General features: G+C 66.9%; 12 protein-coding genes. 5 read left to right on the forward strand and 7 right to left on the reverse strand.

Annotation, left to right across the window (positions count from 1 at the left end; genetic code table 11):
• Positions 1–27: 27 nt before the first annotated feature.
• Positions 28–930 carry a hydroxymethylglutaryl-CoA lyase gene (locus tag BLU62_RS12795; protein WP_074849940.1) on the forward strand — a complete coding sequence of 301 codons (903 nt, stop codon included), beginning with the start codon at positions 28–30 and terminating at the stop codon, positions 928–930.
• Positions 931–964: 34 nt separating this feature from the next.
• Here BLU62_RS12795 and BLU62_RS12800 read toward each other — a convergent pair whose 3' ends face one another.
• Entirely contained in the window at positions 965–1,411 is a 447-nt protein-coding gene (locus BLU62_RS12800; protein WP_006358695.1) for a universal stress protein, read from the reverse strand.
• A 177-nt stretch (positions 1,412–1,588) separates the two neighbouring features.
• Positions 1,589–3,745, reverse strand: a complete 2,157-nt coding sequence (gene uvrB / locus BLU62_RS12805; protein WP_074849941.1) for an excinuclease ABC subunit UvrB — start codon at positions 3,743–3,745, stop codon at positions 1,589–1,591.
• Positions 3,746–3,893: 148 nt separating this feature from the next.
• Here uvrB and BLU62_RS12810 point away from each other — a divergent pair, with 148 nt between their 5' ends.
• Complete coding sequence (locus BLU62_RS12810; protein ID WP_040004263.1) at positions 3,894–4,478, forward strand: ribonuclease FAU-1 family protein; 585 nt, start codon at positions 3,894–3,896, stop codon at positions 4,476–4,478.
• A gap of 46 nt (positions 4,479–4,524) precedes the next feature.
• Here BLU62_RS12810 and BLU62_RS12815 read toward each other — a convergent pair whose 3' ends face one another.
• The 5 genes from BLU62_RS12815 to rpsA all read right to left on the reverse strand — a co-directional run bounded on the left by BLU62_RS12815 (position 4,525) and on the right by rpsA (position 9,750).
• Positions 4,525–4,995: a hypothetical protein gene (locus BLU62_RS12815; RefSeq protein ID WP_040004262.1), complete on the reverse strand. Its 471-nt coding sequence runs from the start codon at positions 4,993–4,995 to the stop codon at positions 4,525–4,527.
• A gap of 130 nt (positions 4,996–5,125) precedes the next feature.
• The gene (gene coaE, locus BLU62_RS12820; protein ID WP_074849942.1) at positions 5,126–6,022 is read right to left on the reverse strand and encodes a dephospho-CoA kinase; all 897 of its coding nucleotides are present in this window, start codon (positions 6,020–6,022) and stop codon (positions 5,126–5,128) included.
• Between the two features lie 63 nt (positions 6,023–6,085).
• Positions 6,086–7,315: a zinc metallochaperone AztD gene (gene aztD / locus BLU62_RS12825; RefSeq protein WP_074849943.1), complete on the reverse strand. Its 1,230-nt coding sequence runs from the start codon at positions 7,313–7,315 to the stop codon at positions 6,086–6,088.
• A gap of 67 nt (positions 7,316–7,382) precedes the next feature.
• The gene (locus BLU62_RS12830) at positions 7,383–8,132 is read right to left on the reverse strand and encodes a TetR/AcrR family transcriptional regulator (RefSeq protein WP_006359829.1); all 750 of its coding nucleotides are present in this window, start codon (positions 8,130–8,132) and stop codon (positions 7,383–7,385) included.
• A gap of 148 nt (positions 8,133–8,280) precedes the next feature.
• The gene (gene rpsA / locus BLU62_RS12835) at positions 8,281–9,750 is read right to left on the reverse strand and encodes a 30S ribosomal protein S1 (RefSeq protein WP_006359828.1); all 1,470 of its coding nucleotides are present in this window, start codon (positions 9,748–9,750) and stop codon (positions 8,281–8,283) included.
• A gap of 522 nt (positions 9,751–10,272) precedes the next feature.
• Between rpsA and BLU62_RS12840 the strand changes: the two genes are divergently transcribed.
• From BLU62_RS12840 to BLU62_RS12850, 3 genes are all read left to right on the forward strand, one after another.
• Positions 10,273–10,848 (forward strand): 2'-5' RNA ligase family protein, encoded by a 576-nt coding sequence (locus tag BLU62_RS12840; RefSeq protein WP_006359827.1) that lies wholly within the window; start codon positions 10,273–10,275, stop codon positions 10,846–10,848.
• Between the two features lie 75 nt (positions 10,849–10,923).
• On the forward strand, positions 10,924–12,057 hold the full coding sequence (locus tag BLU62_RS12845) for a class I SAM-dependent methyltransferase (RefSeq protein ID WP_074849944.1): 1,134 nt from the start codon (positions 10,924–10,926) through the stop codon (positions 12,055–12,057).
• A gap of 34 nt (positions 12,058–12,091) precedes the next feature.
• Positions 12,092–12,958, forward strand: coding sequence for a class I SAM-dependent methyltransferase (locus BLU62_RS12850; protein ID WP_074849945.1), 867 nt, complete (start codon positions 12,092–12,094; stop codon positions 12,956–12,958).
• The last annotated feature ends 2 nt before the right edge of the window (positions 12,959–12,960 follow it).

The raw sequence follows: 12,960 nt of genomic DNA on the forward strand, positions 1-12,960 counted from the left end.
TGTCCGCGACGGGGCAAGATTGGGGGCATGACGAGCGTGCAACTGGTCGAGGTCGGCCCCCGCGACGGGCTTCAGAACGAGCAGACCCTCCTGTCGATCGACGACAAGGTCGAGTTGATCTCGCGCAGTGTCGACGCCGGCGTCCGACGCATCGAGGCGGTCAGCTTCGTCAACCCGAAGCGTGTCCCACAGATGGCCGGTGCCGAGGAGGTCATGGCACAGGTTCCGCGCGCCGACGGCGTCTCCTACATCGGCCTGGTACTCAATCGCCGGGGTCTCGACCGTGCCCTCACCGCCGCCGTCGACGAGGTCAACGCGGTGGTTGTCGCGACCGAGGAGTTCAGCCGGCGGAATCAGGGCTGCAGCGTCGACGAGGGCATCGCCGCGGCGATCGACGTCGTACATGATGCCCGCGAGGCCGGACTACGGACGACGGTGACCATCGCGGTGTCGTTCGGCTGCCCGTTCTCCGGGGAGGTCGCCCCCGAGTGGATCGGCGAGATCATCGCGCGCCTGACCGACGGCGCGGCACCGGACGAGATCGCCCTCGCCGACACCATCGGCGTCGGCGTCCCGGCACAGGTGCGCACACTCGCCGACCTGGCGGCCGCACACGCACCGGGCATCCCTCAGCGCTGGCATTTCCACAACACCCGCAACACCGGCTACGCCAATGCGCTGACGGCCCTGGAATGCGGGGCCGGCGCTCTGGACGCGTCCATCGGCGGTTTCGGCGGTTGCCCGTTCGCCCCGGCCGCGACGGGCAACATCGCGTCGGAGGACCTGCTCTATGCGCTGGACCGGTCGAACGTCACGACCGGCGTCGACATGTACGGCCTGATCGAGGCCGCGGAATGGCTGGGCAGGTCCCTGGAAAAGAGTGTCCCCGCTCTCCTCGGGCGCGCCGGAGGTTTCCCGGACGCCCGCTGAGGCGGGGACGCTCGTTGCGTTCGTGTGCGGGTGACTAACCCGTGGTGTGCACGATCAGCACGTCACATGCCGACTTGCGTGCCACGTCGGCCGGAACCGATCCGAGCAGGCGCCCGGCGATCGAGTTCAGGCCGCGGTTACCGACGACGAGGAGGTCGGCCTTGACGTCGCTCACGAGCTGGAGCAGCGCGTCGACCGGAGCACCCTTGACGGGGCGCTGCACGACGGTGGCGGCTCCGGCCTTGGACGCACGTTCCTTCGCGGTCCGCAGGATCTCCTCGGTCGGCGTCGAGCCGGTGACCTGGTAGGCCTCGTCCTTGAGGATGTCGGCAGCCTCCCCTGCGCCACGCTCGTTGGGGAAGTATGCGCACGCGATCACCAACTGCGCGCCTTCGCCCGCGAGTGCCCCCGCACGTTCCACCGCCTTCATCGACGACTCCGAGCCGTCGGTCCCGACGACGATGGTCTCGTATGCGCTCATCCCAACCTCCGACATGAATTCGCCTCGCTGCCCATCAGCGAGGCGTCACCTACATCCCCCATATTGCAGGGTTCTTTCACCGGGACATTAGTTTGCCGCGGCGTGTCTGTCCGCCGATCGTGGTGATCGGCACATGGTCGCGCTGTTGTGTCTTCGGCGGGATTGCAGGTCACAGCCCTATTTGATGCCCGCCGCGTCCATTCCGCGGAGCTCCTTCTTCAGGTCGGCGATCTCGTCGCGCAGGCGGCCCGCCAGCTCGAACTGCAGGTCCCGGGCCGCGCTCATCATCTGATCGGTCAGCTGCGACACCAGGTCGGCCAGCTCGGCGCGCGGCATCGCCGAGACATCGCGCTTCTCGATCACGCCCGCACTGCCGGCCTTCGACACCTCACCCTGCGCCCGGCGGCCGCGGCTCGCGTTGCGTCCCGAACCGCCCACCGCGACGGCCTCGTCCTCGGCCTCGCGGTACACCTGGTCGAGGATGTCGGCGATCTTCTTGCGCAACGGCTTCGGGTCGATGCCGCGTTCCTTGTTGTAGGCGATCTGCTTCTCGCGGCGGCGCTCCGTCTCGTCGATCGCGTTGCGCATCGAGTCGGTGATCTTGTCGGCGTACATGTGCACCTCACCCGACACGTTGCGGGCCGCACGGCCGATGGTCTGGATCAGCGAGGTGGTGCTGCGCAGGAACCCCTCCTTGTCTGCGTCGAGGATCGCGACGAGCGACACCTCCGGGAGGTCGAGGCCCTCGCGGAGGAGGTTGATGCCGACGAGGACGTCGTAGTCACCCGAACGCAGCTGGCGCAGCAGCTCGACGCGACGCAACGTGTCGACCTCGGAGTGCAGGTACCGCACCCGGATTCCGAGTTCCAGCAGGTAGTCGGTGAGATCCTCGGCCATCTTCTTGGTGAGCGTCGTGACGAGGACGCGCTCGTCGCGCTCGGTGCGCTGGCGGATCTCGTGGACCAGGTCGTCGATCTGCCCCTTGGTCGGTTTGACCACCACCTGCGGGTCGACCAGACCCGTCGGGCGGATGACCTGCTCGACGAACTCACCGTTGGACTGTCCGAGTTCATACGGTCCCGGTGTCGCCGAGAGGTAGACGGTCTGGCCGATGCGGTCGACGAACTCGTCCCAGGTCAGCGGCCGGTTGTCGACGGCCGACGGGAGACGGAAGCCGTACTCGACGAGGTTGCGCTTGCGGGACATGTCGCCCTCGTACATGCCGCCGATCTGCGGCACGGTCACATGCGACTCGTCGATGACCAGGAGGAAGTCGTCCGGGAAGTAGTCGATCAGCGTCGCGGGCGCGGTTCCCGCCGCGCGACCGTCGATGTGCCGGGAGTAGTTCTCGATACCCGAGCAGAATCCGACCTGCCGCATCATCTCGAGGTCGTAGGTGGTCCGCATCCGCAGGCGCTGGGCCTCGAGGAGCTTGCCCTTTCCCTCGAGATCGGCGAGCCGCTCCTCGAGTTCCTGTTCGATCGAGGCCATCGCGCGTTCCATCCGCTCCGGACCGGCGACGTAGTGGGTGGCCGGGAAGATGCGTAGCGAGTCGACCTGGCGGACGACGTCACCGGTGAGCGGATGCAGATAGTAGAGCGACTCGACCTCGTCGCCGAAGAACTCGATGCGCACCGCGAGTTCCTCGTACGACGGGATGATCTCGACGGTGTCGCCGCGGACGCGGAAGCTGCCGCGGGTGAACGCCGTGTCGTTGCGGCTGTACTGCACGTCGACGAGAAGCCTCAGCAGGGCGTCGCGGTCGATCTCCTGGCCCACCTCGAGCTCGACCGAGCGGTCGAGGTAGGACTGCGGCGTGCCGAGGCCGTAGATGCACGACACCGACGCCACCACCACCACGTCACGCCGGGAGAGCAGGCTCGACGTCGCCGAGTGGCGGAGTCGTTCGACGTCGTCGTTGATCGACGAGTCCTTCTCGATGTAGGTGTCGGTCTGCGCGATGTACGCCTCGGGTTGGTAGTAGTCGTAGTACGACACGAAGTACTCGACCGCGTTGTTGGGCAGCATCTCGCGGAGTTCGTTCGCGAGCTGCGCGGCGAGCGTCTTGTTGGGGGCCATCACCAGCGTGGGGCGCTGGACCTGCTCGATGAGCCACGCGGTGGTGGCCGACTTACCGGTACCGGTGGCACCGAGGAGCACGATGTCCTTCTCCCCGGCCTGGATCCGTTCGGTCAGATCTTTGATCGCGGCGGGCTGGTCACCGGCGGGCTCGTACTCGCTGACCACCTCCAAGCGGGCTTCGGTGCGCTCGATCTCGCCGATCGGACGGAACTCGGAGTGCGCGAGCACCGGGCGTTCTGCTGCAAAAGCCATAGTGCCAGGGTAAACGCGCACTACGACACGAGTGTTCCCGCGCGGTCTGCGGCCCGCCGCCCGACCATGCGCGGCAGACGTCCCGCACATCGGGAACATCTCCGATGTTCACCCAGAGATCGGGTGCCGGCCGAACTACATTCGGGGGATGACGAGCAACAGCGGTCCCGTGACGACCGCGCCGGCCGCACCCCACTCGATGCACCCGCCCAAGCGGGAGGTCTTCGATGTGCCCGCGATGACGAACACCGACAACAAGGGATTCGTCCGGGAGGTCGAGGAATACCGAGTCACCGACTACGGCCTCTACATGTCGCGCCCCGCGCCCGGGCATCCGAGGTTCGACCATCTCGAATCATGGCTTCTCCCCTCATTGGGGTTGCGCGCCAACATTTTCCACTACCAGGGCGGCTTTCGGGCGAATCAGCGCCTCTACCTCGACATCGGGCGGTTCTCCGGCCCCGACGAGCGCGGCCGGTGGTACGCCGAGGACTGGTATCTCGACCTCGTCGACGTTCCGGGATCACCGCTGGAACTCATCGACGTCGACGAGGTCTTCGAAGCGCACCGGTGCGGACTCCTCGACAGCGACCAGTGCGTGCAGGCCGTCGAGATCGCGACCCGCGCGCTCGTCGGGGCAGCCGCGCACGGCAACGACGTACAGGCCTGGCTCGACGACGCGGTCGGCGGCGTGGTGTTCTTCCGAGACCACCGCCCCGATCACGGGTGGTGACCCGGCACGACCGCGCGCCGATGTGCCGGCCGGCCCGACGTCGGACTCAATAGGTGGGCAGCACGAAGCACGCGCCGTTCCGGATGAACTGCGGCAGTTGCACTCCCGTGCCCACGTTGACGGTCCGCGTCTTGACCACCCCATCGAGGTTCGCGGCGAGCACGTAGCGTCCGGGGGCGGACGGTCGCCAGGTCGGCGTGACCTCGACAGCGGTGGGCTTGGCGTTGTGGATCGTCACGGTGCGGCCCGCCCGGGTGGACGTGACCTTGAGTGTCGACTTGGCCGACTTCGGATCGCCGACGATCACGGACAACTTGTAGGCGCATCCCGCACCGTAGAGGCCGTAATTCGACGAGCCGTTCGCCGAGGAGCCGTAACCGGGCAGCGTGTCGACGGCGATCCCCTGCAGGGCCGCGTTCGCCGGGGCGGCACTCACCGCGGCGGCCGTGAGTGCCGCCCCGACGGCGATACCGCCGACGACCGCACGCACGCGTTTCGAACTACCAGGACCCCACATATGTGCTCCTCACAACGCTTTGCCGACTTGGTGGTCCGCACCGGCATCGGTGCGTCGTCGCAAAGCTAACAGCGCGGAGCACACGATGTGGCCAATTCAGGCAACATTCGTAGTCAGTTTGTCGAGCCCCTCAGGCGATCTCGATCCGCACGGTCGCGGGTCGCCCAGGATCGCAGGAACCGTGAACGCCGGGGCCGACGGGCGCGAACCCACCGTCGGCGAGGAGGTCGACGAGTTCTGCGGACGCGGTCTCGTCGCGGGCGGCGATCCGCAGCTCGACGTTTGCCGGATCGGTGATCTCGACGGCGGCCGCGCGCTCACCCGCGATCGCCCACAGCCGGTTGACCAGACGTGTCGCGGGACCATCCGGATTCGGTTCCGCGGCAACGAGTTCGGGGACCGGATCGGCGACCCGACGCGCCCGGACGTTGGCCTCGAACGGTACGAGCCGATCGTCCCAGACCCGCGCGGCGGCAGCGGCGAGGTCATCGGCCGATCCGGAGTTGTCGAGCCAGACGTCGGCGACCGCACGGCGCTGCTCGTCGGTGGCCTGCGCCGCGATTCGAGCACGCGCGTCTGCTTCGTCGACCCCGCGCATCGTCGTGAGGCGATGCAGTCGGACGTCGGCGTCGGCGAACACGATCACCACGAGGTGGAAGAACGGCGCGGTGTGGTTCTCCACCAGCAGCGGGATGTCCTGGACGACGACGGCGTCGTCCGGCGCCGCCGCGAGCAGTTCCTGGGTGCGCGCGCCGATCAACGGGTGGGTGATCCCGTTGAGCGCCTTCCGCGACCCCTCGTCGACGAAGGCCTTTGCCGCGAGAGCCGGACGGTCGAGGCTGCCGTCGGCGGCCAGGATGTCCGAGCCGAAGGCCTCGACGAGCCCGGCGAGACCTTCCGAACCGGGTTCCACCACCTCGCGGGCGATCTTGTCCGCGTCGATGATGTACGCGCCTCGTTCGACGAAGGTCTTCGCCACGGTCGATTTGCCGGCGCCGATGCCACCGGTGAGTCCAAGCCTGATCACGCCACCAGTCTGGCAAACAGGCTCCTGCCCGGTGCACACCGGCGCCCCGTGTGTCGTGCCGGCTCAGCCGGTGACCGCGACGAGTTCGACGGTCTCGTGCGGCAGGGTGGCCTCGCCGACCTTCTCGCCCATGTTCAGATCGACCGCGACGATCTTCTTCGACGCGGGTTCACTGACATACGCGATGCGGTCCTGCACCACGACATTGGGCATCGGCGACTGCCATTCGTCGGGTTCGGCCCACTCCCCGATCACCGGGATGCGGGCGGTGCGGTTCCCGGATCGCGCGTCGAAGACGTGTAGCGCGCCGTCGGTCCCGAGGATCACCGCGGACCCGCCGGGGCCACGTTCGAGCGACCGGAAGCTGTAGGAGGCGCCGAGGTCGACCAGTCGGAGGTCGCCCGTTCGGGTGTCGGTGAGCGAGAAGCGTGTCGGCCGTTCGAGTTCGGCGCCCTCGTCGCTCTTGTAATCCCCCAGCACAACCGGGGAACCGTGGTCGCCGGCCTGGTTCCCGATGCGGCCGTATGGATCCGGGCTGGCCACCTTGCGGATGTTGTTGCCGTCGACGATCAGGATGCCGTCTTCGCAGCCGAAGGTCAGGCGACCGTCGGACGCGGCGGCCTCGCCGTGGACGCCGGGACACTCGTCATTGCGGGCGATCTCGTTCCGCTGCTTGTCCAGGATCGCAATGCCGCTCCGCGATTCCTCGTCGCCGCGTGTGACGACAACCGAACCGTCGCCGCGGAACACCGCCACACCGTGATGGGGTTGCGGGACGGTGAACGTGGTGGCCACCGGATTGCCGCGGAGCAGTTCGGCGGGTTCGACGATGTCGACCTGTCCGGTGCCGTCGCTGAACAGGCTGATGCGTGAGTCGTGGACCACGACATGCCCGGGTTCCGCTCCACCGAAACGCATCTCGGTGAGCGAGGGCTTGGTCGTGTAGTGATGCCCGTGGTCGCCGTGCGCCTTCGTCCAGGTCCCGGCGTCGAGGACCCGGAACCCGTCGGCCTCGGAGACGAAGACGTGCCGCCCGTTGCCCGCACTGTTCAGCCGGACGAATCCGTCGAGGGGAAGGTCGGCGACCTGATCGAGCGTCTTCGCGTCGAGCACGAGGATTCCGCCGTCGTAGCTGAGTGCGAGTCGTGGTGTCGCGCTTTGCTGTTCCGCGGGTCCGCGCGACGATTCGGCGGGCGGGGTCGCCTGCTCGGGGTCGCCGCACGCGACGAGCGCGATGGAGGAGGCAGCGAGCAGCGCGAGGGAACGGGTCAGAGTTGTCCGTGGTGATAGCACTCGGACAGTCAACCGTCTAATGAAAATGATTGTCAACAACGCATGGTTGTCGAGCTCGCGGGTGAGTTCAGACGTCCCCGATGAGCGGCACCAACCCGTCGAGCAGTCGCGTCAGGCCGAAATCGAACACCTCGTCAGGGGACCCTGGCGCCTGATGATGTTCGCCTGCAACGGTTCCCACGCGATCCGCGAGAGGGAACCCGCCTTTGGGGATCACCGCGTCGAGCTCGGGTGCGACGACCTCCCACCACTCGACGTCGGTCATGCCGCTGTCGGTCACCGCGGCGTCGGCAGCCAGGGCCTCCCGGGCGTTGCCGGTCACGAAGGCGGACAGGAGACCGAGGATGTGGTCACGGTCGAGGTCCGAGATGTCAAGCGGCTCGAGCAATTCGAGCTGCCGTTCGTAGCGGGCTAGACGACGCGGACCGAGAACCTGCCGCCACGGATTGGCGTCGATCAACCAGGGATGCGCCAGGTACTCCGCGCGCAGATGACGTGCGACCTGCGCGAGCGACTCCCGGACCGTCGATCCCGGCTCCGGCACCGGGTCGCCGGCGACATGGTCCACCATGAGCGCGACCAGGACGTCTCGGGTGGGCACGTAGGTGTAGAGAGTCATCGGACCGACGCCGAGCTCGGCGGCGAGTGCCCGCATCGACACCGCGGTCAGTCCACGCTCGTCGGCGAGGGTGACCGCCTTGCCGACGATCTCGTCGACGGTGACCCGTTGTCGCGGACCGCGTCTGGGTGTCTCCGGCTCCCCACGTCCACGCCATAGCAGCCGAACGAGGGTTCGGGCATCATCAGCGGTCGACACGTTGCACCCTTTCCGTACAGCGTACGAGATCAATACCGTACCCACGGGATCGCGGCTGATGTGGCAGGGACACGAAAAGCCCTCCCGGGCAGTTTCCCGGGAGGGCTTTTCGTGTGCTCAGTGCAGATCTACTGCGGGAGCAGAGCTATCAGGCGTTGCCCGAGAGCTTCTCGCGCAGAGCGGCGAGCTGCTCGTCGCTGGCCAGCGAACCACCGGTGGACGAAGCACCACTGGTGTTCGCCGAGCCACCACGGCTCTCCGAAGCCGACGAGTAGTCGGTCGGGGCGTTGGCGGCCTCGGCTGCGGCAGCGGCGAACTTCTCCATCTGGGCGGTGTGCATCTTGTGGCGACGCTCGGCCTCGGCGTACCGGGCCTCCCATGCCTCACGCTGCTTCTCGAAGCCTTCGAGCCATTCGTTGGTCTCGGCGTCGAAGCCCTCGGGGAAGATGTAGTTGCCCTGCTCGTCGTAGCTGTCGGCCATACCGTACTTCGAGGGGTCGAACTCCTCGGTGTAGTCCTCGTTGGCCTGCTTGAGGCTCAGCGAGATACGACGACGCTCGAGGTCGATGTCGATGACCTTGACCATCGCATCGTCGTTGACGGCGACAACCTGATCCGGCACCTCGACGTGGCGCTCGGCCAGCTCGGAGATGTGGACCAGGCCCTCGATGCCCTCGTCGACGCGGACGAACGCACCGAACGGCACCAGCTTGGTGACCTTGCCCGGGACGATCTGACCGATCGCATGGGTACGGGCGAACTGACGCCACGGGTCTTCCTGAGTGGCCTTGAGCGACAGCGAAACACGCTCGCGGTCCAGATCGACGTCGAGGACCTCGACGGTGACCTCGTCGCCCACGGCGACGACCTCGGACGGGTGATCGATGTGCTTCCAGGACAGCTCGGAGACGTGGACCAGACCGTCGACGCCGCCGAGATCGACGAACGCACCGAAGTTGACGATCGAGGACACGACGCCCTTGCGGACCTGGCCCTTCTGCAGCTGGTGCAGGAACTCGCTGCGGACCTCGGACTGGGTCTGCTCGAGCCACGCGCGACGCGACAGGACCACGTTGTTGCGGTTCTTGTCGAGCTCGATGATCTTGGCCTCGATCTCCTTGCCGATGTACGGCTGGAGGTCGCGGACGCGACGCATCTCCACGAGCGATGCCGGGAGGAAGCCGCGCAGGCCGATGTCCAGGATCAGGCCGCCCTTGACGACCTCGATGACGGTGCCCTTGACGGCCTCGTCCTTCTCCTTGAGCTCCTCGATGGTGCCCCAAGCCCGCTCGTACTGCGCACGCTTCTTGGAGAGGATCAGGCGGCCTTCTTTGTCCTCTTTGGTGAGGACCAGGGCCTCGACCTCGTCACCGACGTTGACGACCTCGTTGGGGTCAACATCGTGCTTGATCGACAGTTCGCGAGAGGGAATGACGCCTTCGGTCTTGTAACCGATGTCGAGCAGAACCTCGTCCCGATCGACCTTGACGATGGTTCCTTCCACGATGTCACCATCGTTGAAGTACTTGATCGTGGAGTCGATGGCGGCGAGAAAGTCCTCGGCAGTGCCAATGTCATTGATGGCTACTTGCGGCGAGGTGATCGTGGGGGACGACATATGTTGAGTTGCTCCGGACAGGTGTGTAGTAGGTACAGTTCTGGACGTAATGCGCGGCACAAAACCCCTGATCAGAAGCATTTCGACCGGGGCGTGTGCCTGTCGCGCGTCATCAAGCGCACGCGCGTTCTCAAAGCCTACTCCAGCGGCATTGTGCTGGGCAAATGCCCTTGAGACGGCCCTCCGAGAGTCCCCTGCGTTGCCCCTCCGCCGTGCCGCGGCGCGCTTCGCGATCCACGACCGCAGCGATTCGACGGCGTCGTCCCGGTCGCCGGCCGACAGCCTGTCGGTGGCCGGCACGGCCGCCGTGGATCTACCCGTTCGGACGACTCGCCCACTTCATCGAATGAACCCAGGGAAACCGTGCGGTGAAACTGGAAGAAATCACTGTAAGCCTGAACTGCGCAAACGAAGCGACAGCCGAAAGCACCACCGACGCGGAGGGCAGACTCGTCATTCACCTGTTGGCGATCGTGGGCTGAACCACCGGGTGCTGCACGCGTGCTCTGGTTGACTGCATCCGTGGCACATTCGATCGAGTTGTTACCCGACAACGACACCGACGCCTGGGTGCGGCGCCGCTGGTCAGCGCTCGCCGACGTCGGTCTTCCCAGTGCGCAGCGCGTGCGGTCGGACACCAACCGTCCGCACGTCACCCTGTTGGCGGCGCGCCACATCGCGTCCGCCGCCGACGCCGCCCTCGGTCCCGCCGGCCAACGTCTACCGATGAAGTGCATCATCGGGGCGCCCGTCGTGTTCGGTCACGGCTCCCGTCACACCCTTGCACTGCTCGTCGTACCCAGCACCGAGTTGCTGTCGCTCCACGCCCAGGTGGCCCGCACGGTTCGCGGCCACACCGTCGACCCTGACGACACCGAGGCGGGCGCGGAGAATCCGAGCACCTTCGCGCACGTCGATCCCGGCGCCTGGACCCCGCACATCACCCTCGCCCGGCGCCTGACGTCCGCGCAGGTCGGCGAAGCGCTCGTCGCGCTCGAATCGCTCGGCAAACCGGATCGGATGTGCACCTTCACCGCGTTGCGACGCTGGGACCCCGATGCCCGGACCGAACACGTTGTGGCCGGACGGGCGTGCTGAGCTGCACCGGAGCTGTGAGTCGAGTCGAAACCGCTCCGTGACCGGCTCGAGAGCCAACGCTGCCATCGTCACACCATGACGATCACATCCGACAGCACCGAGCCACCCGGTCAGAGTTCGACCAACACGTCCGCCGCATCCACTGCACCGAGCGCCGACGAGTTCGCCGAGCGATTCCTCGACTCCACACTGGCCACCGCAGAGACCATGAGCGTCTATCTCGGGGAGCGACTCGGCTGGTACCGGTGTCTCGTCGATCACGGTCCGCTGACCGCCGACGACCTCGCTTCCCGCACGTCCACCGATGCACGGTACGCCCGGGAATGGCTCGAGATGCAGGCGGCCTTCGGCATTCTCGACGCCGATCTGTCCAGCAAAGCAACGACATTCGGTATCCCACCCGGCGTCGCCGAGGTCCTGACCGACACCTCCAGCCGGTCCTACCTCGGCGCGCTCCCCCGGATGTTCGCCGCCTCGTTCGGCCGGCTATCCGAACTACTCGACGCCTACCGCACCGGCGGTGGTGTCAGCTGGGAACAGCTCGGGGCCGACGCGCGCGAATGCCAGGCCGCACTCAACAAGCCGTGGTTCGACGCCGATCTCGCACCCGCTCTCGCCGCCATCGACCATCTCCATCAACGACTGTCCCGACCGGGCGCGAAGATCGCCGACATCGGTTTCGGCGCCGGGCATTCGACGATCGCCCTCGCCCACGCCTACCCGGAGGCGACATTCGTCGGTCTCGACGTCGACGCCGCATCGGTGCAGATGGCGCGGGACAACGCCGAGGCCGAAGGTCTCGGCGACCGGGTGCAGTTCCATCTCGCCGGCGGAGAAGAGGCCGTGGCACACGGACCGTTCGACGCCGCCTTCGCATTCGAATGCCTCCACGACATGCCCCGGCCCGTCGAGGTTCTCGCCGCGACGCGGCAGGCCCTCGCACCCGGGGCGCCGATGATCGTCATGGACGAAGCGGTATCCGATGAATTCTCCGGCCCGGCAGACGAACTCGACAAACTCATGTACGGGTTCTCACTGTTCGTGTGTCTGCCCGACTCGATGAGTTCGCCGCCCTCGGTCGCCACCGGCACGGTGATGCGACCCGCCACCCTACGGTCCTACGCCGAGCAAGCCGGTTTCCGGAGCGTCGAGGTGCTGCCGATCGAGGACTTCGCCTTCTTCCGGTTCTACGAGCTCCGCACCGGCTGAAGAGTCGGCCGACGCCGGGCAATATCATCACAAGATGCCCACGAAGGACGACGACCGCGAGAACTCGGAGACCACCGAGCAGGAGCCCTCTGTGCGGCCTCCACGCGTCCTGGGCGACGTCGACTCCGCGACGAGTGACCGGGCGAGTCGCTGGTGGTGGGACCACGACGCAGAGAACTACCACGACGAACACGGCGCCTTCCTCGGCACGTACACCGGAGGCGGCGACTTTGTCTGGTGCCCAGAGGGCGTCCGCGAATCCGAGGCCGGGCTCCTCGGCGAGATCGAGGATCGCACGATCCTTGAAATCGGTTGCGGCTCAGCGCCCTGCGCCCGCTGGCTCGCTGCTCACGGTGCACACGCCGTCGGTGTCGACCTGTCCCGGCGCATGCTCGGGATCGGTCTCGACGCCATGGAGGCCGACGAGGTGCGCGTGCCGCTGATCCAGGCGACCGCGGAGACCCTGCCCTTCGCCGACGAGTCCTTCGACACCGTGTGCTCGGCGTTCGGCGCGATCCCCTTCGTCGCGGACTCCGCCGGCGTCATGGCCGAGGTTGCTCGTGTCCTGAAGCCCGGCGGCCGTTGGGTTTTCGCGGTCAACCATCCGATGCGCTGGATGTTCCTCGACGATCCGGGGCCCGAGGGCCTGACCGTACGAATCCCCTACTTCAACCGCACGCCGTACACCGAGACCGACCCGGGCGGGCAGATCACCTACGTCGAGCACCACCGGACCATCGGCGACCGGGTTCGCGAGCTACGTGCCGCCGGGTTCATCCTCGACGACATCATCGAACCCGAGTGGCCCGACGACCACGACCGTGAGTGGGGCCAGTGGAGCCCTTTCCGCGGACGCTACTTCCCCGGCACCGCGATCTTCTGCAGCCACAAGCCCGAGTAGCC

It is taken from the genome of Gordonia westfalica (genome assembly GCF_900105725.1).
Classification (GTDB): domain Bacteria; phylum Actinomycetota; class Actinomycetes; order Mycobacteriales; family Mycobacteriaceae; genus Gordonia; species Gordonia westfalica.

Bases quoted from the DNA above. Each gene is read 5' to 3' on its own strand.
- BLU62_RS12845 (WP_074849944.1), top strand. From the start codon at position 10,924: ATGACGATCACATCCGACAGCACCGAGCCACCCGGTCAGAGTTCGACC.
- BLU62_RS12815 (WP_040004262.1), bottom strand. From the start codon at position 4,995: ATGTGGGGTCCTGGTAGTTCGAAACGCGTGCGTGCGGTCGTCGGCGGT.
- BLU62_RS12810 (WP_040004263.1), top strand. From the start codon at position 3,894: ATGACGAGCAACAGCGGTCCCGTGACGACCGCGCCGGCCGCACCCCAC.
- BLU62_RS12800 (WP_006358695.1), bottom strand. From the start codon at position 1,411: ATGAGCGCATACGAGACCATCGTCGTCGGGACCGACGGCTCGGAGTCG.
- BLU62_RS12795 (WP_074849940.1), top strand. From the start codon at position 28: ATGACGAGCGTGCAACTGGTCGAGGTCGGCCCCCGCGACGGGCTTCAG.
- BLU62_RS12850 (WP_074849945.1), top strand. From the start codon at position 12,092: ATGCCCACGAAGGACGACGACCGCGAGAACTCGGAGACCACCGAGCAG.
- uvrB (WP_074849941.1), bottom strand. From the start codon at position 3,745: ATGGCTTTTGCAGCAGAACGCCCGGTGCTCGCGCACTCCGAGTTCCGT.
- rpsA (WP_006359828.1), bottom strand. From the start codon at position 9,750: ATGTCGTCCCCCACGATCACCTCGCCGCAAGTAGCCATCAATGACATT.